We start from the raw sequence: 22,192 nt of genomic DNA, 5'->3' as shown, positions 1-22,192 counted from the left end.
TTTTGCCTTATTGGCGTGGACAGGGAGGCGCATGCTGCGCCTCGTCCATCAGGAGAGTTCATGAAATTCCGCTTCCCCATCGTCATCATCGACGAAGACTTCCGTTCCGAAAATACTTCCGGCCTGGGCATCCGCGCGCTGGCCGACGCCATGGAAAAGGAAGGCATGGAAGTCCTCGGCGTCACCAGCTATGGCGACCTGTCTCAGTTCGCCCAGCAGCAATCCCGCGCGTCGGCCTTCATCCTGTCCATCGACGACGAGGAATTCGGCGGCGGCTCGACCGAAGAAACCGACACCGCGCTGAAATCGCTGCGCGCCTTCGTCGAGGAAATTCGCTACAAGAACGCCGACATCCCGATTTACCTGTATGGCGAAACCCGCACCTCGCGCCATATACCGAACGACATCCTGCGCGAACTGCACGGCTTCATCCACATGTTCGAGGACACGCCCGAGTTCGTCGCGCGCCACATCATCCGCGAGGCGAAGTCCTACCTCGACGGCCTGTCGCCGCCGTTCTTCCGCGCGCTGGTCCATTACGCGCAGGACGGTTCCTACTCATGGCATTGCCCCGGACATTCGGGCGGCGTCGCCTTCCTGAAGTCGCCTATTGGCCAGATGTTCCACCAGTTCTTCGGTGAAAACATGCTGCGCGCCGACGTCTGCAATGCGGTCGAGGAACTCGGCCAGCTGCTCGACCATACCGGACCGGTAGCCGCCTCGGAGCGCAATGCGGCCCGCATCTTCAATGCCGACCATTGCTACTTCGTCACCAACGGCACGTCGACCTCGAACAAGATGGTCTGGCATTCGACCGTGGCGCCGGGCGACATCGTCGTGGTCGACCGCAACTGCCACAAGTCCATCCTGCATTCCATCATCATGACCGGCGCGATCCCGGTGTTCCTGATGCCGACCCGGAACCACCTCGGCATCATCGGCCCGATTCCGCTGGAAGAATTCAAGATGGAAAACATCATGAAGAAGGTGGAAGCCAACCCGTTCGCCCGCGAGGCCGTCAACAAGAAGCCGCGCATCCTGACCATCACGCAGTCGACCTACGATGGCGTGCTGTACAACGTCGAGACCCTGAAGAGCATGCTCGACGGCGAGATCGACACGCTGCATTTCGACGAGGCGTGGCTGCCGCACGCGACCTTCCACGACTTCTACCGCGACATGCACGCGATCGGCAAGGACAGGCCGCGCGCCAAGGAGTCGATGATCTTCTCGACCCAGTCGACCCACAAGCTGCTGGCCGGGCTGTCGCAGGCGTCGCAGATCCTGGTGCGCGAGTCCGAGACCGTGAAGCTGGACCAGGACGCGTTCAACGAAGCCTACCTGATGCACACGTCGACCTCGCCGCAATACGCGATCATCGCGTCCTGCGACGTCGCGGCCGCCATGATGGAGCCGCCGGGCGGCACCGCGCTGGTCGAGGAAAGCATCCTGGAAGCGCTGGACTTCCGCCGCGCCATGCGCAAGATCGACCAGGAATGGGGCCAGGACTGGTGGTTCCAGGTCTGGGGCCCGGATCACTTCGCCGAGGATGGCATCGGCTCGCGCGAGGACTGGATGATCCGCGCCGAGGACGACTGGCACGGCTTCGGCAAGCTCGCGCCGGGCTTCAACATGCTCGACCCGATCAAGGCGACCATCGTCACGCCCGGCCTGTCGCTGGACGGCCAGTTCGGCGACACCGGCATCCCGGCGTCCATCGTCACCAAGTACCTGGCCGAGCATGGCGTGATCGTCGAGAAGGCCGGCCTGTACTCCTTCTTCATCATGTTCACCATCGGCATCACCAAGGGCCGCTGGAACACCTTGCTGACGGCGCTGCAGCAGTTCAAGGACGACTACGACAAGAACCAGCCGATGTGGCGCATCCTGCCCGAGTTCGCCGCGGCCAACCCGCGCTACGAGCGGGTCGGCCTGCGCGACCTGTGCCAGCAGATCCACGGCTTCTACAAGCTCTACGACGTGGCACGGCTGACGACCGAGATGTACCTGTCGGACATGCTGCCGGCGATGAAGCCGTCGGACGCGTTTGCCCGCATGGCCCACCGCGAGATCGACCGGGTGCCCATCGACGAACTCGAAGGCCGCGTCACGTCCATCCTGCTGACGCCCTACCCGCCCGGCATTCCGCTGCTGATCCCGGGCGAGCGCTTCAACCGCACCATCGTCGACTACCTGAAGTTCGCACGCGACTTCAACGAGCGCTTCCCGGGCTTCGAGACCGACGTGCATGGCCTGGTGACCCGGGAAGTCGATGGCAAGCGCGGCTACTTCGTTGACTGCGTGCGGCAGGAGTGAAGGCTGTGCCGCTGCCTGACCTTGCGAGGTCAGGCAGCGTCGCGCCGGTTCAGTGAACAAGCTTCAGATCGGGCCGATCCCGGACGGCGTCATCGAACCGGTGCCGGACGCCGGCGTCCAGCAAGGCGCCGGTCAGGTCCAGCACCTGCAGAGACTGGTTCTCACGCAGGCCGTCGGCCAGCGCCAGGGTCTCCGCGCGATTCAGCACAGCGCCGCACAGCCGGAGTTCCACCAGGTGCGCCTTGCCGGGCAGGCTGTCAAAAAACCGGCATAGCGCAGCGCTGCCTTCGGTCCTGGGCGCAAGGGAACCCAGGTCAAGGCGCGCTGTCAGGCGGTCGCGGGCGAGGCTCTTGAAGAGGCTGTCCTGGGCGCGCACCGTGCCCCCGCTTATTTCTTCCGCCGTCCCGGTGTCCGGTGCAACGATTGCAAGTCTGGTGCCGATCAAGCCCTTTTTGGGTAGCTGGCCGAGGCTGTCCAGCATATAAGCCAGAAAATCGAACTGGCAGGATTGAGTTTCGCCAGCCTGGCATGGCTGCGGATGGAATTCAATATTGCGCAGCTTGAGCGTGGACAGGCATTTGACGCCGGAAAACTGTTCGTACCCATCACCGACGCCGTTTGCGTCGTCCACCTTCCACAGGATCTTGGCCGGCACACCGATGCGTACCGTGGCACGCCGGTTGAACAGTTGCCTGAGCGCGGGCGCCGGATCGTCCTGCTTCAGTGCCGCCTGCGCTTCGGCCGCAGAGTCAGCCAGTTCCGCCTCGTGCCCGGCATTGGAATGCATGGTCCGAAAATTTACGGGTGGCCTGCTGGTCGTGCTTGTCGTCGCAGGACCCGATGCATTGGCTGCGGGAGTGGTCGTGGTCGTGGTCGTGGTGGATGCGCTGGCTGTATTGCCGGCAAGTGCTTTCGCGCCATTCCCCGTTGTCGCAACGACAGCGCCCGCGGAGCCCTTGCCTGCTTTGCCGCCGCTTCCGCCTGGCTGTTTTCCCTGCGGCGCGGCCAAGGCGGCTGCTCCGGGATCAAACCCGACGACCTGCAGGTCCGGCCTTTGCGAAAATGCCTTCGCGAGTGCCGCGCTGCCGGCGTCCGGAATGCTGCAATTGTTCAGGACGAGCGTTTTTATCGAAGTATTCGCTTTCAGCGCGCCGGCAAGCTCGCCGGCTGCCTTGTCGTCGAACTCGCAATCAGCCAGTTCAAGTTCCGTGATTTTCTTATTGCTGGCTAAAATTTCATTGTCGAACACAAGACAGCCCAGTCGGTCGTATTCCGGCTGGTAGTCCTTGACCCGGACACGGACCACGATCTTGCTGCGCGCAAGCGCATCGTAAAGATTCTTGACACACATGTCGTCCATGGCGCTGAACCCCATGGTTGCCGGAAGCATGGGCAGGTCGAGGTCTACAGTCGGCGCCGAATTCCCACTGTTCGCCAGATCGTCAAGATCACTGATCAACCGGCTTACGAACACTATCTGATCGATACGCTGCACCTTGCTGTCAGGTGTAGGGGCAAGCCTCAGATCGAGATGACGGATCGGAAGCTGCTTGAGCCATTTTCGCCCGCACATCTGCCCGTACGGATCGGACTTGCTTTCCAGCGCGAACGACGCCGGCAGCACCAGCCTGACTTCGTTCGCGTTTTTGAAGATGGTCTTTAATGCCTTCAGCGGATCGCTCGCCTGCATCGCTACCCGTGTCAGGTCGGCCGAAGCGCGCAGGGCCTTCTCCCGCGCAGATGGCGTCTGAGCTGGTGCATAGGCAGGTTGCGATCCGGAAGCGCCGGATTTTCCCGTCGGCGACGGCTGCCTGGCGGCCGGGTTCGCCATGTGCCCGCCGGTTGGCGTCGATGTGGTGCTCACTGCCGGCGACTTGCCGGCTTGGCCGGGACTGCTGCCACCGCGCCCGTTGGCCCCGCTGGCCGTAATATCTTCGTTATCGTTGTCGCTATCGCTATCCTGAGCGACCTGGCGATTGCTCGAATTGTTCTTGACTGGCTGGGCCACTCGCATTCTCCTGGCAGCTTCGTCCAACCGAATGCCGAACGAAGCTGCCTGAGTGCCTGGGGTGAAATAATAGTTCTACGCTCACGCAGGCTTGATCAAACCTCTTCGCCTGCCTTCGCATGCACGGCGCTTATACCCAGGCTGGCCGTGTATAGCCTACTGGATTACCTCGATGTCGCGCCTTGCCAGCAATGCGCCGTACAAGGTCTTGCCGCCCTTATCCGAGGTCGTGCATCCGCGCAGGTCGATCAAGCTGATGGAGCGATTCTGCTTCAGCGCCTTGGCAAGCGCGAAAGCGCCGGAATCGCTCAACTTCACATTGGAAAGGTCAAGTTCCTGCAGCACGGTGTTGGTTGCGAGGCTCTCGAAATAATCGGCATGCTGCCCTGAAGGCAACCATGCCGAGTCGAATCCGGCAAGGCTGAGGCGAATGACCATCGTATCCGCCGCCAGCGCTGCAAATAATCGATGGAAAAGGAGTTCCTTTTCTGTTCGGGTGATCGAGACTACGGAAGCCTGCAGCTGCGCCGAGTGCACATCGATTCCAAGCCTCAAACTTGATTTTTTCTGTGTAGTCAATCGATCGCAGTTCTGCAGCAATGTGATGATCATGCCCACCGTTTCCAGGACATTAACGGCGCTGCCAGCCTCGCTCGTCAAATCGAGATAACGCAGAGGAGCCTGTTCCAGCCATTCCCGTTGAATAAATTCACGATAGGGATTAACCGTCTTTAACAGGCTCTCCGCTGCACCAATCCTGAATAAGGATTCAGGCAGCTCTATCCTGGCCCACTGGTCGTTGGCAATAACCTTTTTCAACGCTTCCAGCGGCGCTTCCCCCCGAAATGCCGCACGGGTCTCGACTGCGGATGCGCGCAATGCGCTTTCCCGGGCAGTCCTGATCCGCACCGAGGAGGAATCTGCCGGGGCGATATGCGATCCGGCCAGCGCGAGCGTCGTCGCCAGCCGCGGGTTTGGCGGAAACCAGAGGTCCAGGTCGTTGACGGTGGACGAACCGGTTGCCGGAAATACGCTGCCTGGAAGCCTGCGACCGCCTACGACATCGAGCCGCGTGGCTGTCGTCGTGGTCGCGTTCGATGGGCTAGCAGTATTGAAAGGGAACGGCGTGCCGCTGCTGCTCGTCAGCATTCGCATCGAACTTGCAGATCCTTCCGAAGGGTCGATCGCTTTCGCGTCGTGTCCGTCGCCCTGGACGATCGCCTTTACCGGCGAGCTGATTCGGCCCGGAGTCAGGCCCATCACCAACATGTCCGGTCGACGCTCGAACGCCTCGGCGAAGGCACGTGCGCCATCAGGCGAAATAACGCAATCCCTGAAAACAAGCGTCCTGACAGCCTTGTTTGTCTCGAGTGCGCCGGCCAGCTCACTGGCATCGGCATCGTTAAAGTCGCAGTCCCACAGTTCCAGCCAGGTGATATCTTCATTGTTGCCGAAAAGCTCACCTTCTCTCAGCCAGGATTTTTTATCGAGTTCCGGCTGGTAGTCTTGTACCCGGATATGGGCCACGAGGGCTGTCTGGGCCAGCGCCCTGTACAAGTTGAGTGAGTAGGTTTCATCTATGCTGCCACCCGATGAAATTCGCTTGCGCATAGGCACATCGAGGTCAATGAACCTGCTGAGGTCGCCCGGCCGGCCATGACATGCTTTCAGCACATGGGTGACATAAGCCATTTGCTCATAGGGCTGGCCGCTTGAGCCAAAATCCGAACGATGCAGGTTCAGATTGAAATGATCGATCAGCGTCTCCATCCCATCCAGCTGGTGGGTGCTGCTGTCTTGCGCCGGCCCGCGTATCGCCAGCGTCGAGGATGCGCCATAAATGGGCCGGGATCCCGCAAGGCCTGCTGCTTCCATGGCGGCCGGCGGCAAGTTCAAAGGCATTTGCAAACACCCGCTGTCCGCTGGCGAAACGGCAGTCAGTACTGGCGTCTTGCTGGATCGGCCCGGTCTTTCGCCGCCACGGCCACCCTCCCGGCTCGCCCCGCGCCCAGCTTCAGTACTGCCTTGGGCAATGCTTTTCCCGCTTGAATTACTGACGACCGGATGTGCCACTAATTTTCTCCCCTTGCGCTCGCCCGACCGGATGCCGGATGAAGCTGCCTGAGTGCCAGGAGAAAATCAGTAGTTCGACGCCCGCACAAGCGATCGATCAGTGCGCACCGCCCGCATCAACCGGCGCCGCGCTGCGCGACGGCTTGGTCATCCAGACCAGCCCGATCAGCAGCAAGAACAGGATCGCCGACATATAGAAAATGTCGGTCGCGCCCAGCGTACCGGCCTGGACCGACAGCGTGCGCTCGATCACGGCCCAGGCGCCCTGTTCCGACATGCCCTGCGCCTGCATGCCCTGCACCGCGGCGGTGAACGCCGGATTGCCCGGGCCGCTATGTTCGGCCAGCTGCGCATGATGCAGCGCGCTGCGGTTGTCCCACAGCGTCGAGGTCAGCGAGGTGCCCATGCCGCCGAACATGATGCGCACGAAGTTCGACAGGCCGGCCGCCGCCGGTATCTTCTCCGGCGACAGGCCGGACAGGATGATGGAAGTCAGCGGGATGAAGAACATCGCCATCGCCGCGCCCTGGATGATGGTCGGGATCATCAGCGTCATGGTGTCGACGTCGGGCGTGAAGCGCGAGCGCATGAAGAACACCAGTGCGAAGATCAGGAAGGCGGTGGAAGCCACATAGCGGGCGTCGATTTTCGGCAGCAGCTTGCCGACCACCGGCGAGAGCAATATCGCAAAGATGCCGACCGGCGCCATCACCTTGCCGGCCTCGGTGGCGGTGTAGCCGATCTGCGTCTGCAGCCACAGCGGCAGGATCACGAGGCTGCCGAAGAACAGGCCGTAGGCGACCGAGATCGCGACCACGCCGCCGCTGAAGTTACGGCCCTTGAACAGCGACAGGTCGACCACCGGATGGTCGTCGCCCAGTTCCCAGATGATGAAGTAGATGAAGGACACCAGCGCGACCGCGGTCAGGATGATGATCTCGCCCGAGTTGAACCAGTCCAGTTCCTTGCCCTTGTCCAGCATGATCTGCAGCGAGCCGACCCAGATCACCAGCAGCGCCAGGCCGATCTTGTCGATCGGCAGCCGTACCGTCTTCGACTCGCGTTCCTTGTAGATCGACCAGGTCGCCCAGGCCGCGAAAACGCCGATCGGGATGTTGATGTAGAAGATCCACGGCCAGGTGTAGTTGTCCGATATCCAGCCGCCCAGCAGCGGCCCCATGATGGGCGCGACCAGCGTCGTCATGCCCCAGAAGGCCAGCGCCATGCCGCTCTTGGCCGGCGTATAACTGCCCAGCAGCAGCGCCTGCGACAGCGGGATCATCGGGCCGGCGACCGCGCCCTGCAGCACGCGCGCCGCGATCAGCACTTCGATGCTGGGCGCGATGCCGCACAGGAAGGAGGCCAGCACGAACAGCAGGATGGACGTGATGAACAGGCGCACCTGGCCAAAGCGCATCGTCAGCCAGCCGGTCAGGGGCACCGAGATCGCGTTGGACACCGCGAACGACGTGATGACCCAGGTGCCCTGCTGCGGCGACACGCCCATGTCGCCCGAGATGGCGGGAATGGACACGTTGGCGATCGACGAGTCGAGCACGTTCATGAACACGGCCAGCGACAGCGCCAGCGTGCCGAGGACGAGCGGCGCGCCGGTCAGCGGCGGCAATGCGGGGCGTGGAGGTCCGGCCATGCTATTTCTTCGCGACCGCTGGGCTGCCGTTGGCGCTGCCTGCGGCGCTACCGGCGCCGCTGTTGACGGCGATGATGCGCGCGATCTCGGCGTCGGCGTCGCGGTCGGCGGACTCGAACACGCGGGTTTCGTAGGCCGGCGCGGTGCGGGCGGCGGCGGCGGTCGTCAGCGAGGTGCCGTCATCGCGGGCGATGTCGACCTTCACCTGCATCGACAGGCCGATGCGCAGCGGCCGCTCGGCCAGTTCCCTGGGGTCGAGCGCAATGCGCACCGGCACCCGCTGCACCACCTTGATCCAGTTGCCGCTCGCGTTCTGGCTCGGCAGCAGCGCAAATGCCGCGCCGGTGCCGGCGGCCATGCCTACCACCTTGCCGTGGTAGGTCACATCCGAGCCGTACAGGTCGGAATGCAGCGTCACCGGCTGGTCGATGCGCATGTGCGCAAGCTGCACTTCCTTGAAATTTGCATCCACCCACAGCGAATTGAGCGGCACGATGGACAGCAGCGGCGCGCCCGGCGCGACCCGCTGGCCGACCTGCACCGAGCGCCGCGCCACGTAGCCGGTGATGGGCGCCGGCAAGGTGGTGCGGGCGCTGGCGAGGTAGGCGGCGCGCACCTGGCTCGCGGCGCGCAGCACGTTCGGGTTCTCGGCCACCGGCGTGGTGCTGGTGAGCGCCTGGTTCGAGGCCAGCTGCTCGCGCGCGGCCTGCAGCGCCGACTCCGCGCCCTTGACCGCATTGCGCGCATGCTCGATGTCCTCGCCCGACACCGCGCCGGTGCCGATCAGGCTGGTGCGGCGCGCCAGGTCGTCGCGGGCGCGGTTGAGCTCGGTGGTGCGCAGCGCAATGTTGGCATTGAGCGCGCCGGTATTGACGAACAGCGTGCGGGTCTCGCGGACCGCCTGCGCCAGTTGCGCCTCGGCCTGGGCCAGCGCCACCTTGGCGTCGCTCGGGTCGAGTTCGATCAATGGCTTGCCGGCCTCGACCCGCTCGGTGTCGTCGGCATGGATCGCGATCACGGTGCCGCCGACCTGCGGCGTCACCTGCACCACGTTGCCGGCGACATACGCGTCATCGGTGCTTTCGAAGTGCCGGGCGAAGACGAACCACCATGCGCCGTAGGCCACGAGCGCGGCCAGCACGACGAGGGTGAAAGCGATGAGCAGCACGCGGCGCTTGCCGTTCTTGCGGGGCGCTTGCGCCTGGAGAGTGTCTTGCGATGGGCTGGGTGCGTTCATGATGCGGATTTCGTAAGAGGATGACGGGAGGTGTCTTGTACGGCGGCCGGCGCGATGCCGGCGGCGTCGGCGTCGAAGCCGCCGCCGAGCGCCTTGATCAGCCCGACCCGGAGGTCGGCCCGGCGTGCCTGGTTTTCCAGCTCGACCTTGCGCTGGACCACCAGCGCGAGTTCGCTCGCCAGCACCGGCAGCATGTTGGTGGTGCCGGCCTTTTCGCGCTGGCGCGCCAACCGCAGCGCATTGGTCGCGGCCTGGGTGGCGGCGCGCTGATGCCCGCCCTGGGCCTCGGCCGCGCGCAGCGACTGGACCTGGTCGGCCACTTCGCGCAGCGCATCGGTCAGCGTCTGGTTATAGGTGGCGACCGCATTGTCGTAGCCGGCGACCCGGCCCTTGAGCTGGGCGCGCAGCCGGCCGCCTTCGAACACCGGCAGCCTGATCGCCGGGCCGATGCCGACGATGCGGCTGCCGGACTCCAGCAGCCTGTCGAGCGACAGCGTCGAGAAGCCGGCGAATGCGGACAGGTTGATATTGGGATAGAACTGCGCGCGGGCGCTGTCGATCTCGCCCTGCGCGGCCTCGACACGCCAGCGCGACGCGACGATGTCGGGACGCCGGCCGACCAGGCTCAGCGGCAGCGCGTCGGGCAAGGCGATGGCCGCATCCGTCGGCATGGCCGCCGGCATGATGGACAGGCCGCGGTCCGGTCCCTTGCCGAGCAGCGCGGCGATCTGGTTCCGGGTCAGCGCCATGCCTTCCTGCCACTGGACGATTTCCGCACGCAGGCCTTCGAGCTGCTGGCGCGTCTGTTCGCTCTCGCTCTCGGTGTCGAGCCCGGCCTTGAAACGCAGTTCGGTCAGCCGGCCCAGCCGTTCGCGCGCGGTCAGCTGCTGGCGCGTCAGTTCGAGCTGCGCATTCTGGCGGGCCAGCTGCAGCCATGCCCGGGCGATCGAACTGGTCAGCATCAGCCGTGCGCTGTACTGCTCGGCCTCGGCTGCCCTGCCCTGCGACAGCGCGGCCTGCAATTCGGCTTCATGGCGGCCCCAGAAATCGAATTCATAATTGAAGTTCAGCGCCAGCTGGGTGTCGGCCTTGTATTCGCCCGCCAGCGGCGGCGGGATCAGGCCGGTCTCGGTATAGCGCTGGTAAGTGCTGGAGAAGCCGGCGCCGACCGTGGGCAGCCGGTTCGCGCCGCTGGCTTCCACGCTGGCGCGCGCGGCGGCGATGCGCGATGCGGCGATCTGCAGCCCCGGATTGCCGGCCATCGCTTCATCGACCAGCGCCTGCAGCGGCGCGCCGCCGATCTGGGCGGCCCAGTCCAGCGCCGGCCAGGCGCCGCCCTGCGCAGGCAGGCTGGCGCTGGCGGCCAGGCCGGCGGGGGATTGCGGCTGGGCGCTGCTCTCTATGCCCTTGAAGTTGGCGCAGGACGCCAGCAGCAGCGTGGCGCCGAGCGCGGCCAGCCTGGGAACGGGTGAAAATCTCATCATGCCTTGCCTGGTGTGGAATGGTTGGACGACGGGGCCTCGGCCGCACGCCGGCTCGACGCCGCGCACTGGCTGTTGCTGTCGACAAATTTGGTCAGGAGACTGCGTAACTGGGTGATTTCATCCGGGCCGAATTCGGCGAAGCTGCGCTGCAGCACGCCGCTGTAGAGGCCGGGCAGCAGCGCGCCCAAGCGCTGGCCTTCGGCCGTCAGCCGCAGGTCGGTGATGCGGCGGTCGCCGCTGCGGGCGGCACGCTCCAGCAGGCCGCGCCGTTCCAGGCGGTCGACCATGCGCGTCATCGACGCCGAATCGAGATACAGCTCGCGCGAAAGTTCGGCCGCCGTGCCGCAGCGACCGCTCGAAAGCATCAGCAGGATGCTGCCCTGCGCATGCGTGATGTCGTGGCCGTTAAGCTCGAGGTCGACCGCGCGCACCAGCGTGGTTCGGGCGCGTGCGAGCAGATAGCCCAGGCCGTGTCCGATGGTGCGTTCCTGATCCAGGTTCCGATCCTGATCGTTTTCGCGATCCGTTGCCGCCGTGTTGACCAATCGATAACTCCAGCTATGCCCGTAACTGCCTAGGCAGTAATATACCGCAATTTTTGGCCCGCGAATGTGTGCGCCATGCCGCTTCTCATTTGCCTGAGTGTAATAGCAGTTACAGCGTCAATAAACCGCTGAACACGCAATGAGCCATTGTCAATCCAGGAACAATGGCCCGCTGAAACCGTGAATAACCCGGGAAAATTGCATTTCCACTTGTTGTTTTTCAGCAGAAATAATTTCCACAAGGATACAAATTTGCCGTTTTCGGCTATCATTCTTCCTGTCTCCTCCTTCCTGCAAGGGAACGGGTTCAGTCCGCGGCCACAAGGCCCGCGGACTTTTTTTTGTCCTACGTGGTATCACCGATAGGCGCGTTCACCAAAATGAGGCAAAATGCGCCGGCAGCATAAAAAAATCCATTGCCTGAAGGCGAGGAGTGTGAGGAGACAGGAAGCCCGCGTTTGTTAACGCGGGCTTTTTTATTTCGACACCGGCGTTTTAGCGCCCGGCATCCACATCGGTGTCTTCGGGATCGATCGACTCGACATCTTCGACCTGGTCGACATCGATATCCGCGCCGTCCGTTTCGACGCTGTCGCGTCCGGCGGCGGCACGCTCGCCGGTGCCGCCCGAATCGGTGTCGCTGTCGAGGTCGGCGTCGCCGACATCCGGGCCTGCGGTGCCGCCGGCGGTGCTGCGGTCAGGGTCGGAGGTCGTGCCTTCGTCCATCTCCAGGCCGACGTCGCCCGACAGGCCGACGCCCTGCATGTCGCTGCCGGTATCGGACAGGTCGCTCGGGCCGAGCGAGCCGGTGTCATGGCCGCGTCCCAGGCTGCGGTCGCGTCCGCCGGTCAGGTAGTCCGGGTCCAGGGTGCTGTCTGCCATATTTCCTCCATGATTGATCAATCGATCACTTTTAGAGCAGGGGTCGATTAAACAGTTCTGGGGGTTTTGGCTGCCAGGCTTGCGTCGGATCATTCGTTGATCGACCATTCAAAACAGTTTGCGAACAATCAAGGAGTTAAAAAAATCGGTCCCGGTGCGATGCAAAGGGTTTCGATAAGTGATACCTTGGTCAAACTGTTTGCATTTTAATCAGGCAATCCGGGCAGGATCTGATGAAGAAAGCGCCGCTATACAGCAGCTCACGCCGTAGTGCGCCCAAAGCGCCTGCGACGCCTCTCCGTGGCGAATCCGCCCCGGACAACCGTCAGGCTGCCGGTTCCAATCCCACTCCGAATCCAGAGACCGCCAGCGCTGCTGCCGACGCTTCGGCAAAGCAGGCGCCGCCCGCGAAGGCGCGCCGCATGCAGCGGTTCCGGTCCGTCATCGCGCGCCACGACCGGCTGCTGCTGGTCGTCACGACCGCCCTGAGCACCCTGCTGCTGCTGATGGCCTGGACTGCGGGCCGGCCGCAGCCGCGCGAACTCACGCAAAAGGATATCGACGCCGCCGTGCTGCACACCATGGAGGAAAAGGTGATGCCGTCGGCCGAGGCGCGCGCGTTCCGGGCGATACACCCGTCGGTGGTGCGCGTGCGCCAGATGGGCCATGTCGACGGCAAGGAAGGCGACGTGATCAAGGGCGTCGGCACCGGCGTCGTCATCCTCGACAAGGGCGTGATCCTGACCAACCTGCACGTGGTGGACGGCGCCGAGAAGGTGCAGGTGACGTTCGCCGACGGCACGGTGTCGGAAGCCGGCGTCATCACGGTCCAGCCTCAGAACGACCTCGCGGTGCTGCAGGCCAAGACCATCCCCGACGACCTGGTCGCCGCGACGCTGCGCCCGAGCCGCGACCTGGCGATGGGCGACCATGTAATCGCGGTCGGCTTCCCGTTCGGCATCGGGCCGTCGGTGTCGGGCGGCATCGTCTCGGGCCTGAAGCGGGAATACCGTTCGCCCGAGGGCAACAAGATCCTGTCCAACCTGATCCAGTTCGACGCCGCCGCCAATCCCGGCAATTCCGGCGGACCGCTGGTGACCATGGACGGCGAGGTGGTCGGCATCGTGACCGCCATCCTGAACCCTGGCGACCAGGGAGTATTCATCGGCATCGGCTTCGCGGTTCCGATTGAAAATGCGGCGACGGCAGTCGGCATGTCGCCTTTCTGAACGCAACCGGCGAAACCAGATGATTGAACGGCAGACAGGCGGCACCGACGTGTCGCGGCAGATGGAGCAGGTGCTGTATGAAGTGAAGAAGGTCGTGGTCGGACAGGACCATTTCCTCGAGCGGGTGCTGGTCGCCATCCTGGCCCAGGGCCACCTGCTGGTCGAGGGCGTGCCCGGCCTGGCCAAGACGCTGACGGTCAAGACGCTGGCGCGCACGCTGCGCGGCAGCTTCAAGCGCATCCAGTTCACGCCCGACCTGGTGCCGGCCGACCTGGTCGGCACCCGCATCTACAACCAGAAGACCGGCGAGTTCTCCACCTCGTTCGGCCCGGTGTTCACCCACCTGCTGCTGGCCGACGAGATCAACCGCGCGCCGGCCAAGGTGCAGAGCGCGCTGCTGGAAGTGATGCAGGAGTACCAGGTCACCATCGCCGGCGAAACCCACAAGGTGCCGCAGCCCTTCCTGGTGATGGCGACGCAGAATCCGATCGAGACCGAGGGCACCTATCCGCTGCCGGAGGCGCAGGTCGACCGCTTCATGATGAAGATCATGGTCGGCTACCCGACCGAGGAAGAGGAATTCGTCATCGCCAACCGCGTGACCGGGCCGGCGGCGTCGGTGTCGGCGGTGACCAGCATGGAGCACCTGGCCGAGCTGCAGCGCGAATGCCGCAACGGCTACGTCGACCCGTCGCTGATCCAGTACGCGGTGCGGCTGGTGTCCGCGACCCGCGAGCCGGAGCGCCACGGCGTGCGCGATGTCGCGCCCTACCTGACCTATGGCGCCAGCCCGCGCGCCACCATCGGCCTGGTCGAATGCGCGCGGGCGCTGGCCTTCCTGCGCGGACGCAACTATGCGCTGCCGGAAGACATGGTCGACATCGCGCCCGACGTGCTGCGGCACCGGCTGTCGCTGTCCTACCAGGCGCTGTCGGAAGGCATCAATGCCGACATGCTGATCCAGCGCATCATGAAACACCTGCCGGCGCCGGAACATGCGCTCGAAAGCCATGCCCGCTACGACAATAACGCCTGAGGCGCTGCTGCACCGGCTCGAATGGACAGTGCTGCGGCGGCTGGACGGCCTGCTGCACGGGGACTACCGCACGCTGTTCCGCGGCCACGGGGTGGACCTGGCCGACCTGCGCGAATACCAGCACAGCGACGACGTCCGCCATATCGACTGGAATGTCACCGCGCGGCTGCAGACGCCCTACGTCCGGGTCTACAACGAGGAAAGGGAAACCAGCGCCTGGTTCCTGCTGGACCTGACGTCCTCGCTCGACTTCGGCTCGGGCGCGGTGAAGAAGCGCGCGGTGGCGGCCGAGCTGGTCGGCGTGCTGGCGCGGATGCTGGCGCGGCATGGCAACCGGGTCGGCGCGGTCCTGTACAGCGGCCGGGTCGAGGCGGTGATACCGGCCGGCAGCGGCCGCCGGCACGTGCTGCACATCCTGCACCGGATGCTGGCGATGGCGGAGCGCACGCCGGCCACGGGCGCGCCGCCCTCGGAGACCCGGCTGCAGGAACTGCTGCAGTCGGCCGGCCATGCGATCGCGCGGCGCTCGCTGCTGTTCGTCGTGTCGGACTTCATCAGCGCGCCCGGCTGGGACAAGCCGCTGGCGCAGCTGTCGCAGCGGCACGAGGTGCTGGCGGTGCGGCTGTACGACCCGCTGGAGCAGGAGCTGCCCGACCTCGGCTTCGTCACGATGCAGGATGCGGAGAGCGGCGAGCAGCTGTTCGTCGATACCAACGACCGCGGCTTCCGCAAGCGCTTCGCGGCGCTGGCCGAGGCGCGCGAGGAAGCGCTGCGCGCCGCATTCGCGCATGCCGGCGTCGACGTGCTGGAACTGTCCACCGAGGACCACCTGATGGATGCCGTGATGCGCTTCGCCGACCTGCGCAAGCGCCGCAGCAGCCTGACCGCGGGCGGGGTGCTGCCCAGACAACCGGAGCATTAGATGACTTTCCTGTGGCCCGAGATGCTGTTCCTGCTGCTGCTGGCGCCGCTGCTGCTCGGGCTGTACCTGTGGCTTTTGCGGCGCAAGAAAAAAGCCGCGGTGCGCTATGCCAGCCTGGCCATGGTCAGGGAAGCAATGGGCCCGGCGCAGCGGATGCGCCGCCATATCCCGCCGATCCTCTTCCTGCTGTCGATCATCGTGATGCTGCTGGCGGTGGCGCGGCCGGCGGCCGTGGTGACGCTGCCGTCGATGAACGAGACCGTCATCCTGGCCATCGACGTATCGGGCAGCATGCGGGCCAACGACGTGCAGCCGAGCCGGCTGGCCGCGGCGCAGGCGGCGGCGCGTGCCTTCATCGAGGACCAGCCGCAGAACACCCGCATCGGCGTGGTGTCGTTCGCCGGCACCGCGTCGCTGGTGCAGGCGCCGACCCGCACCAAGGAGGACCTGCTGGCCGCCATCGACCGCTTCCAGCTGCAGCGCGGCACCGCGGTCGGCAGCGGCATCCTGGTGTCGCTCAAGGCGCTGATCCCGGAAGTCGAGTTCGATCTGCAGTCCGACAACCCGCGCCCGACCAAGCGCGAAGGCGGCTCCCGCTCGCTCGACAAGCAGCAGCCGGCGCCGAACCAGGCCGCCGAATTCAGGCCGGTGGCGCCGGGCTCGTATTCGTCGGCCGTGATCATCCTGCTGACCGACGGCCAGACCACCACCGGCCCCGACCCGATCGAGTCGGCCAAGATGGCGGCCGAGCGCGGCGTGCGGGTCTTCACCGTCGGCGTCGGCACGGTCAGCGGCGAAATACTCGGGGAGGAAGGCTGGTCGATGCGGGTAAGGCTGGACGAGGATGCGCTGAAGGACATCGCCAAGACCACCAGCGCGCAGTACTTCTACGCGGGCACCGCGACTGACCTGACCAATATCTACAAGTCGCTGAATTCGCGGCTGGTGATGGAAAAGAAATCGACCGAGATCACCGCGCTGTTCGCCGCGCTGGCGGCCGTGCTGGCGGTGCTCTCGGCGATGCTGTCGATGCTGTGGTTCAACCGTATCCTGTAAGGCCGGTTTCCTCGCCGCGTGCGCGCGTGCGAATCAACGGGTGTCGGCGATGACCGGCGAACGGTGTAATGCGCTTCGCGCATTACACCACCGGGCGGCTGCTCATTAACGGGCGTCCGCGACGATCGAAGAACGGTGTAATGCGCTTCGCTCATTACGCCCTGCGAAAACCGCCCTACGCCGCCTTTACCAGCGCCTGCCATGCCGGATGCGTGGCTTCGCCGCTCCACAGCGCCAGGTGCAGCCGCGACAGCAGGCGCGGGTCGTTCAGCAGCGACCATTTTTCCACTTCGGACAGCTGCGCCGGGTCGCTGTGGAGCACCTTGTCGACCATTTTCTCGCGCTTCTCGCTGAGGCGGCGCACGCCGTCGCGCGGGCGCACGCTGGCGCAGGCCAGTGCATTGAGCAGCGGGTCGACCGCGACCTCGGCGAAGCCGGGTTGCTCCGGCGTGGCCGCCGAATGGGCGCGGGCTTCCACCAGCTCGCGCGGCGGCTCGGCCTCTTCCGGGATCAGGAACAGCTTCATGCGGCGGAACAGGCGGCCCAGCGAAACCCGGCTCGACAGCACGGAGATCGGGATCGACAGCACCAGCGCGCCGGCGATCGGCAGCAGCCACGGCAGGTAGGACGGATCGAGCATGAACACGCCGCCGCCCCAGACCAGGCCCAGCAGCGTGTGCATGCCATGCTTGCGCACGCCTTCGTCCCAGTGCGTCTCGGAGTCCTGCCGCGGCGGCGACTTCCAGGTCATCTCGATGCCGAGGAAGGCGGCGCTGACGAAGCGGCTGTGGAACAGCATGCGCACCGGCGCCAGCATCATCGAGAACAGCAGCTCGATGATCATGCTGACGGCGACCCGGAACCGTCCGCCGAAGCCGCGCGCCCCCTGCAGCCAGATCAGCAGCACGCTCAGGATCTTCGGCAGGAACAGCAGCAGCGCGGTGGCGCCGAACAGGGCCAGCGCCTTTTCCGGATGCCATTGCGGCCAGATCGGGAACAGCTGCCGCGGCTCGACGAAATACTGCGGCTCGGTCAGCGCATGCCAGGCCAGCATGCCGGTCGATAGCACCAGGAACATGAACCACAGCGGCGCGGAGATATACGCCATCACGCCGGTCACGAACACGGCCCGGTGCACCGGGTGCATGCCGCGCGCGGCGAACAGCCGGAAGTTCATCAGGTTGCCGTGGCACCAGCGGCGGTCGCGCTTCAATTCGTCGAGCAGGTTGGGCGGCATTTCCTCGTAGCTGCCGCCGAGGTCGTAGGCGATCCACACGCCCCAGCCGGCGCGCCGCATCAGCGCCGCTTCGACGAAGTCATGGGACATGATTTCACCGGCCAGCGAGCCATTGCCCGGCAGCGGCGCCAGCGCGCAGTGGCGGACGAAGGGGTCGAGCCGGATGATGGCGTTATGGCCCCAGTAATGGGACTCGCCCAGCTGCCAGTAATGCAGGCCGGCGGTGAACAGCGGGCCGTAGACGCGGGTCGAGAACTGCTGGATGCGGGCATACAGCGTGTCGCGCCCGGCCGCGCGCGGCGCGGTCTGGATGATGCCGGCGCTCGGCTGGGCTTCCATCAGCCGCACCAGCGTGGTCAGGCAGTCGCCGCTCATCACGCTGTCGGCGTCGAGCACGATCATGTAGCGGTAGTCCTTGGCCCAGCGGCGGCAGAAGTCGTCGATGTTGCCGCTCTTGCGCTTGACCCGGCGGAAACGCCGCCGGTAGAAGATGCGGCCGAAGCCGTCGACCGCCTTGCACAGCCGCGACCATGCGGCCACTTCGGCTGCGCAGGTGTCGCTCTGGTAGCTGTCGCTCAGCACGAAGAAGTCGAAGCGGTCGAGGTCGCCGGTGCGGGCGACCGACTCATAGGTCGCCCGCAGCCCGGCGAACACCGCGGTCACGTCTTCATTGCAGATCGGCATGACGATCGCGGTCCGCGTGGTCTCGGCGATCGGCGTGCGGTCGGCGGCATTACGCGAAATCAGGTAGCGGTCGCTGCCGCGCAAGAGCACCAGGAAACCCGTCATCGCGGTCCAGAAGCCGGCGGACACCCAGCAGAACAGCACCGCGAAGAACAGCATCGTGACGATTTCCATCGGCCGCGTGCCCTGGTAGGGCAGCACCCGTGACATGAACCAGGTCGCCAGCGCGGTCTGCGACAGCATCAGCAGCAGCAGCACGCCACGGCGCAGGCCGCCGGTGGGCTGCCGTTCGGCCGACGCGTCCGGCGCATTGCCGCCGGCCTGCGGCGAATCGGCCGGCCACGGCTCGCGGGTGAAGGTCGGCCGGCGCGCGATCCAGTCGCGCGGCCGGCGCAGCACCGACTCGCTCCAGCGGGTGACCGCATTGAGCGTGCCCCACGGATGCGGCGTCATCGACACCCGGTTCAGCGGCGGCATGCAGGCCAGGCGCGCATGGCCGTCCGCCGTCTCGGCGGTGCCGGGCGCGGCGTCGGCCAGGCGGATGCGGGCGCCGACCGAGCCATAGGCCGGGTCCGACGGCTGCGCCTGTTCGGCCGCCAGCGCAAGATGCAGCGCGGCGAACGCCTGCGCCGGCGTCGTGTCCGGCCCGATCGCGACACGGGCTTCGACCGCCGATCGCAGGTCCGCCGGCAGTTGCAGGCGGTCGAGGTAGCGCGCGACCTTCAGCGATGCTTCGGTGGCGCGCATCAATCCGGGCTCAGTATGTAGCTCCACGTTTCAGACAGAGTGAGGTTGTTGTTCCGCAGGAAGCCGCGCAGCTCCACGGGCTTGGATGTGTCATTGCGCGTCATCCTCAGGGCGATGCGCCAGCCGCCGGTGGCTTCATTGCGTATGGTATGGGTCTCCAGCAGCTTGCCGTTGCCGTCGACGCTGACCACCGCCTCGGGCTTGGCGTCGGCCGGCAGCTTGGCCAGCGCCGGGCCTTCGAAGTCGACCAGCAGCGCAATGCTGTCGTCGGGCTTCCTCAGGTAGCCGTGGCCGCGGCGGGTTTGCGTCACCCACGAAAGGGGCGGCTTGCGTTCCTTGTCCTTCTGCCACAGCAGGCGGTATTCGAAGTCGAACGGCACGCCCGGCTTGGGCGGCGCATCCGGCACCCAGTAGGTGACGATGTTGTCGTTGGTTTCGTCCGGCGTCGGGATCTGCACCAGTTCGACCCGGCCCGAACCCCATTTACCCTTCGGTTCGACCCAGGCGCTTGGCCGCAGTTCAAAGCGGGACTCCAGGTCCTGGTAGCTGGTGAAGTCGCGGTCGCGCTGCATCATGCCGAAGCCGCCGGGATTGCTGAGCGCATACGACGTCACCAGCAGCTTCTTCGGGTTCAGCAGGGGCCGCCAGATCCATTCGCCGGTGCCCGACTCGACCGAAAGGCCGTCGGAATCATGCACCTCGGGACGGAAGTCCTCGGCCGGCGAACGCTGGTTTTCGCCGGAGAAGAACATCGACGTCAGCGGCGCCAGGCCGACCTTGGTGATGTTTTCGCGGGCGAACAGCCGCGACTTCACGTCGACGGCGGTGTCGACGCCCGGACGCAGCAGGAAACGGTAGGCGCCCGTCATCCGGCGCGAATTGAGCAGCGCGTAGATGACCAGCTCCTTCGCGCCCGCCTCCGGCCTCTCGATCCAGAAGTCGGTGAAGAGCGGGAATTCCTCGCCGGAATTGAGGGCGGTGTCGATCGCCAGGCCGCGCGTGGACAGGCCGTAACGCTGGTCCTTGCCCACCGCCCGGAAATAGCTGGCGCCCAGAAAGACCAGGACCTCGTCCTTGTACTTCGGCGTATTGACCGGGTAATGCACGCGGAAACCGGCGAAGTCCAGGCCGTTCATGTCCTTCGGGTTGATCTTGTTGGCGCCGTAGTTGAAGGACTTCGGATCGAACGCGATCGGCCGCACCGCCTTGCCGACGACTTCATTGATCCGGACCGGCGTATCGAAAATGCGGCCCGGGTGGAAAAAGGCGACCTCGAACGGCAGCTTGGCGTCGCGCCACAATGCCTTGTCGGGATTGAAACGGATGTCGCGATACTGGTCGTAGCCCAGGTCCTGCAGCGCCTTGGGCAGCTCACCCTTGGGCTTCTTGTAGGGCGACGCGGCCAGGGTCTTGGCCTGGCTCGCGACATCCTCGAAATTGAACGCCCATGCCTGCGGCTGGAGCGCGAGCAGCGCCAGCGCGACGGCGGCAGCCGGCATCAGCGACGCGGCGCGCGGGGAAAACGAAAACAGCTTGTTACCGGCCATGTATATCCAATCAGGTGTTGCCCTGCGTGGCGCGTTCCTGGAAGCCGCCACACGATTGCACTATTGTTAAATTCGAAAAACGGGCAGTACTTTGCCAACTTGCTGGGGATTTGTCGAGCCGGGTTCGGGAAGGAGGAAAGCGCTGGTTGTCGAACGAACTCTGGTTCTGATCCGGCTACGACGCAACGGTTCCCCACCCGTACGAAACCCGCACGCAGCCATCAAGATAACAGCTTGGCCGCGCGCCGCCGCATTCCCGCGCAAGAATCGTGCGCGTTGCTCAGGCGCTTTCGCGGGCCATCAGCGTGAAACCGAGGTCGATCTGCCGGCTCGCGGGCGGCGTTCCCTCGATGGCCTGGCGCAGCAGGGTCGCCGCCTCGTAGCCGATCCGGTAGCGCGGCGTGGCGATGGTGGTCAGCGACGGGTTCATCCACGCCGACGCCGGCAGGTCGTTGAAGCCGGCAATGGCCAGCTTGCCCGGCACCGCGATCCCGCGCCGCTGGCACTGGTAGATCGCGCCATAGGCCAGGTCGTCATTGCAGCAGAACAGCGCGTCGCAATCGGGCGCGACCGCCAGCAGGCGCCCCAGCATTTCGGCGCCCAGCCCGACAGTCGACGGGTCCGGCACCAGCAGCTCGCGCCGCGCCTCGTAAAGACCCGCCTCCCGCAGCGCGATCCGGTAACCCTCCGCCCGTTTCAGCGTGCGCTCGTCCAGCTGCGCGCCGAGGAAACCGATGCGCCGGTACCCCTTGCCCAGCAGGTGCCGCACCATGGTCCGCGCCGCCTCCTGCTGCGAAAAGCCGACGGTCATGTCCTCCGGATCATCGGACAAATCCATCATCGACACCACCGGCACCTGGCTCGCCGCCAGCATCGCCCGCACCTGCTCGCTCTGCCGCAGCCCGGTCAGCAGCACGCCATCCGGGTGCGACTGCAGGTTAATCCCGAGCAGCTTCTCCTCTTCGGCATCCGAATAGCGGGTGTCGGAGATCAGCACCTGGTACCCGTACTGGTCCAGCGCGTCCTGTATCCCGGCCAGCACGTCGGTGAACACCGCGTTCGACAGAGACGGTATGAGCACCGCGATGACCTTGGAGCGCGAGGATGCGAGCGCCCGCGCGGCGCGGTTGGGGACGTAGCCGAGCTTGCGGACGGCGTGTTCGACGCGGGCGCGGAGTTCGGCGGAGACCATCCCGGGTTGGGAGATGGCGCGCGAGGCGGTCATGGTGCCGACGCCGGCGTGGCGGGCGACGTCGGCGAGGGTGACGCGGCCGCGTGAGCGGCTTTTCGGGGCGGGCGCGGCAGCTGAGCTCATGGAATTGGGTTTGGGATTATTGGGTGAAATGGATAGTTTATTGTGGATGGGGGTGGGGGAACAGGTGTTGGCTCCTGTGAGGACGTGGTTTGGGTCCGATGGTGATCGGTGGCTCGTGACACGTGGCGATATGTGTGGTTGGCTCCGCGCAGCGACCGTTGCTGTTGCAGTTAGCTCCGCGCAGCGACCGTTGCCGTTGCCGTTGCCGTTGCCGTTCCGCGTA

Annotated in this window: 15 protein-coding genes; 5 read left to right on the top strand and 10 right to left on the bottom strand. The window is 65.3% G+C overall.

Features of this window, described 5'->3' with window-relative positions; genetic code table 11:
• Window positions 1–60: 60 nt before the first annotated feature.
• The gene (locus QOL82_RS03035) at window positions 61–2,316 is read left to right on the top strand and encodes an arginine/lysine/ornithine decarboxylase (protein WP_283440740.1); all 2,256 of its coding nucleotides are present in this window, start codon (window positions 61–63) and stop codon (window positions 2,314–2,316) included.
• Window positions 2,317–2,365: 49 nt separating this feature from the next.
• On the opposite strand, the gene QOL82_RS03030 is transcribed toward QOL82_RS03035, so the two are convergent.
• The 7 genes from QOL82_RS03030 to QOL82_RS03000 form a co-directional block, all read right to left on the bottom strand.
• On the bottom strand, window positions 2,366–4,324 hold the full coding sequence (locus tag QOL82_RS03030) for a leucine-rich repeat domain-containing protein (RefSeq protein WP_283440739.1): 1,959 nt from the start codon (window positions 4,322–4,324) through the stop codon (window positions 2,366–2,368).
• 156 nt (window positions 4,325–4,480) lie between these two features.
• Window positions 4,481–6,397 (bottom strand): leucine-rich repeat domain-containing protein, encoded by a 1,917-nt coding sequence (locus QOL82_RS03025; RefSeq protein WP_283440738.1) that lies wholly within the window; start codon window positions 6,395–6,397, stop codon window positions 4,481–4,483.
• A 97-nt stretch (window positions 6,398–6,494) separates the two neighbouring features.
• Window positions 6,495–8,048: a DHA2 family efflux MFS transporter permease subunit gene (locus tag QOL82_RS03020; RefSeq protein WP_283440737.1), complete on the bottom strand. Its 1,554-nt coding sequence runs from the start codon at window positions 8,046–8,048 to the stop codon at window positions 6,495–6,497.
• Window position 8,049: 1 nt separating this feature from the next.
• Window positions 8,050–9,285, bottom strand: coding sequence for an HlyD/EmrA/EmrK family protein (locus QOL82_RS03015; protein WP_283440736.1), 1,236 nt, complete (start codon window positions 9,283–9,285; stop codon window positions 8,050–8,052).
• Entirely contained in the window at window positions 9,282–10,769 is a 1,488-nt protein-coding gene (locus QOL82_RS03010) for an efflux transporter outer membrane subunit (protein WP_283440735.1), read from the bottom strand. The genes QOL82_RS03015 and QOL82_RS03010 overlap by 4 nt, the downstream gene beginning before the upstream one ends.
• Complete coding sequence (locus QOL82_RS03005) at window positions 10,766–11,314, bottom strand: MarR family winged helix-turn-helix transcriptional regulator (RefSeq protein WP_283440734.1); 549 nt, start codon at window positions 11,312–11,314, stop codon at window positions 10,766–10,768. Before QOL82_RS03005 ends, QOL82_RS03010 begins: the two co-directional genes overlap by 4 nt.
• A gap of 495 nt (window positions 11,315–11,809) precedes the next feature.
• A complete protein-coding gene (locus QOL82_RS03000; protein WP_283440733.1) occupies window positions 11,810–12,196 on the bottom strand; it encodes a hypothetical protein in 387 nt (128 codons plus the stop codon).
• Window positions 12,197–12,429: 233 nt separating this feature from the next.
• Between QOL82_RS03000 and QOL82_RS02995 the strand changes: the two genes are divergently transcribed.
• Genes QOL82_RS02995 through QOL82_RS02980 form a run of 4 tightly spaced genes read left to right on the top strand, consistent with a single transcriptional unit; the run spans window position 12,430 to window position 16,439 of the window.
• Window positions 12,430–13,425 (top strand): S1C family serine protease, encoded by a 996-nt coding sequence (locus QOL82_RS02995; protein ID WP_283440732.1) that lies wholly within the window; start codon window positions 12,430–12,432, stop codon window positions 13,423–13,425.
• Between the two features lie 19 nt (window positions 13,426–13,444).
• A complete protein-coding gene (locus QOL82_RS02990; protein ID WP_283440731.1) occupies window positions 13,445–14,461 on the top strand; it encodes an AAA family ATPase in 1,017 nt (338 codons plus the stop codon).
• Window positions 14,436–15,383 (top strand): DUF58 domain-containing protein, encoded by a 948-nt coding sequence (locus QOL82_RS02985; RefSeq protein WP_283440730.1) that lies wholly within the window; start codon window positions 14,436–14,438, stop codon window positions 15,381–15,383. The genes QOL82_RS02990 and QOL82_RS02985 overlap by 26 nt, the downstream gene beginning before the upstream one ends.
• The gene (locus QOL82_RS02980) at window positions 15,384–16,439 is read left to right on the top strand and encodes a VWA domain-containing protein (RefSeq protein WP_283440729.1); all 1,056 of its coding nucleotides are present in this window, start codon (window positions 15,384–15,386) and stop codon (window positions 16,437–16,439) included. It abuts the gene before it with no gap.
• A 175-nt stretch (window positions 16,440–16,614) separates the two neighbouring features.
• Here QOL82_RS02980 and mdoH read toward each other — a convergent pair whose 3' ends face one another.
• The 3 genes from mdoH to gntR all read right to left on the bottom strand — a co-directional run bounded on the left by mdoH (window position 16,615) and on the right by gntR (window position 21,969).
• Window positions 16,615–19,107 carry a glucans biosynthesis glucosyltransferase MdoH gene (mdoH, locus tag QOL82_RS02975; RefSeq protein ID WP_283440728.1) on the bottom strand — a complete coding sequence of 831 codons (2,493 nt, stop codon included), beginning with the start codon at window positions 19,105–19,107 and terminating at the stop codon, window positions 16,615–16,617.
• Window positions 19,107–20,654 (bottom strand): glucan biosynthesis protein G, encoded by a 1,548-nt coding sequence (locus QOL82_RS02970; RefSeq protein WP_430438424.1) that lies wholly within the window; start codon window positions 20,652–20,654, stop codon window positions 19,107–19,109. Before QOL82_RS02970 ends, mdoH begins: the two co-directional genes overlap by 1 nt.
• Before the next feature lie 280 nt (window positions 20,655–20,934).
• Window positions 20,935–21,969: an HTH-type transcriptional regulator GntR gene (gntR, locus tag QOL82_RS02965; RefSeq protein ID WP_283440727.1), complete on the bottom strand. Its 1,035-nt coding sequence runs from the start codon at window positions 21,967–21,969 to the stop codon at window positions 20,935–20,937.
• Window positions 21,970–22,192: the final 223 nt, after the last annotated feature.

The organism is Noviherbaspirillum suwonense, from assembly GCF_900182955.1.
Lineage (GTDB): Bacteria > Pseudomonadota > Gammaproteobacteria > Burkholderiales > Burkholderiaceae_D > Noviherbaspirillum_A > Noviherbaspirillum_A suwonense.
This window is presented reverse-complemented; position numbering and strand designations above follow the sequence as displayed.

Coding starts and splice junctions, on each gene's coding strand:
- QOL82_RS03010 (WP_283440735.1), bottom strand. CDS start 10,769: ATGATGAGATTTTCACCCGTTCCCAGGCTGGCCGCGCTCGGCGCCACG.
- QOL82_RS03020 (WP_283440737.1), bottom strand. CDS start 8,048: ATGGCCGGACCTCCACGCCCCGCATTGCCGCCGCTGACCGGCGCGCCG.
- mdoH (WP_283440728.1), bottom strand. CDS start 19,107: ATGCGCGCCACCGAAGCATCGCTGAAGGTCGCGCGCTACCTCGACCGC.
- QOL82_RS02970 (WP_430438424.1), bottom strand. CDS start 20,654: ATGGCCGGTAACAAGCTGTTTTCGTTTTCCCCGCGCGCCGCGTCGCTG.
- QOL82_RS02985 (WP_283440730.1), top strand. CDS start 14,436: ATGCCCGCTACGACAATAACGCCTGAGGCGCTGCTGCACCGGCTCGAA.
- QOL82_RS02980 (WP_283440729.1), top strand. CDS start 15,384: ATGACTTTCCTGTGGCCCGAGATGCTGTTCCTGCTGCTGCTGGCGCCG.
- QOL82_RS02990 (WP_283440731.1), top strand. CDS start 13,445: ATGATTGAACGGCAGACAGGCGGCACCGACGTGTCGCGGCAGATGGAG.
- QOL82_RS03000 (WP_283440733.1), bottom strand. CDS start 12,196: ATGGCAGACAGCACCCTGGACCCGGACTACCTGACCGGCGGACGCGAC.
- QOL82_RS03035 (WP_283440740.1), top strand. CDS start 61: ATGAAATTCCGCTTCCCCATCGTCATCATCGACGAAGACTTCCGTTCC.
- QOL82_RS02995 (WP_283440732.1), top strand. CDS start 12,430: ATGAAGAAAGCGCCGCTATACAGCAGCTCACGCCGTAGTGCGCCCAAA.
- gntR (WP_283440727.1), bottom strand. CDS start 21,969: ATGAGCTCAGCTGCCGCGCCCGCCCCGAAAAGCCGCTCACGCGGCCGC.
- QOL82_RS03015 (WP_283440736.1), bottom strand. CDS start 9,285: ATGAACGCACCCAGCCCATCGCAAGACACTCTCCAGGCGCAAGCGCCC.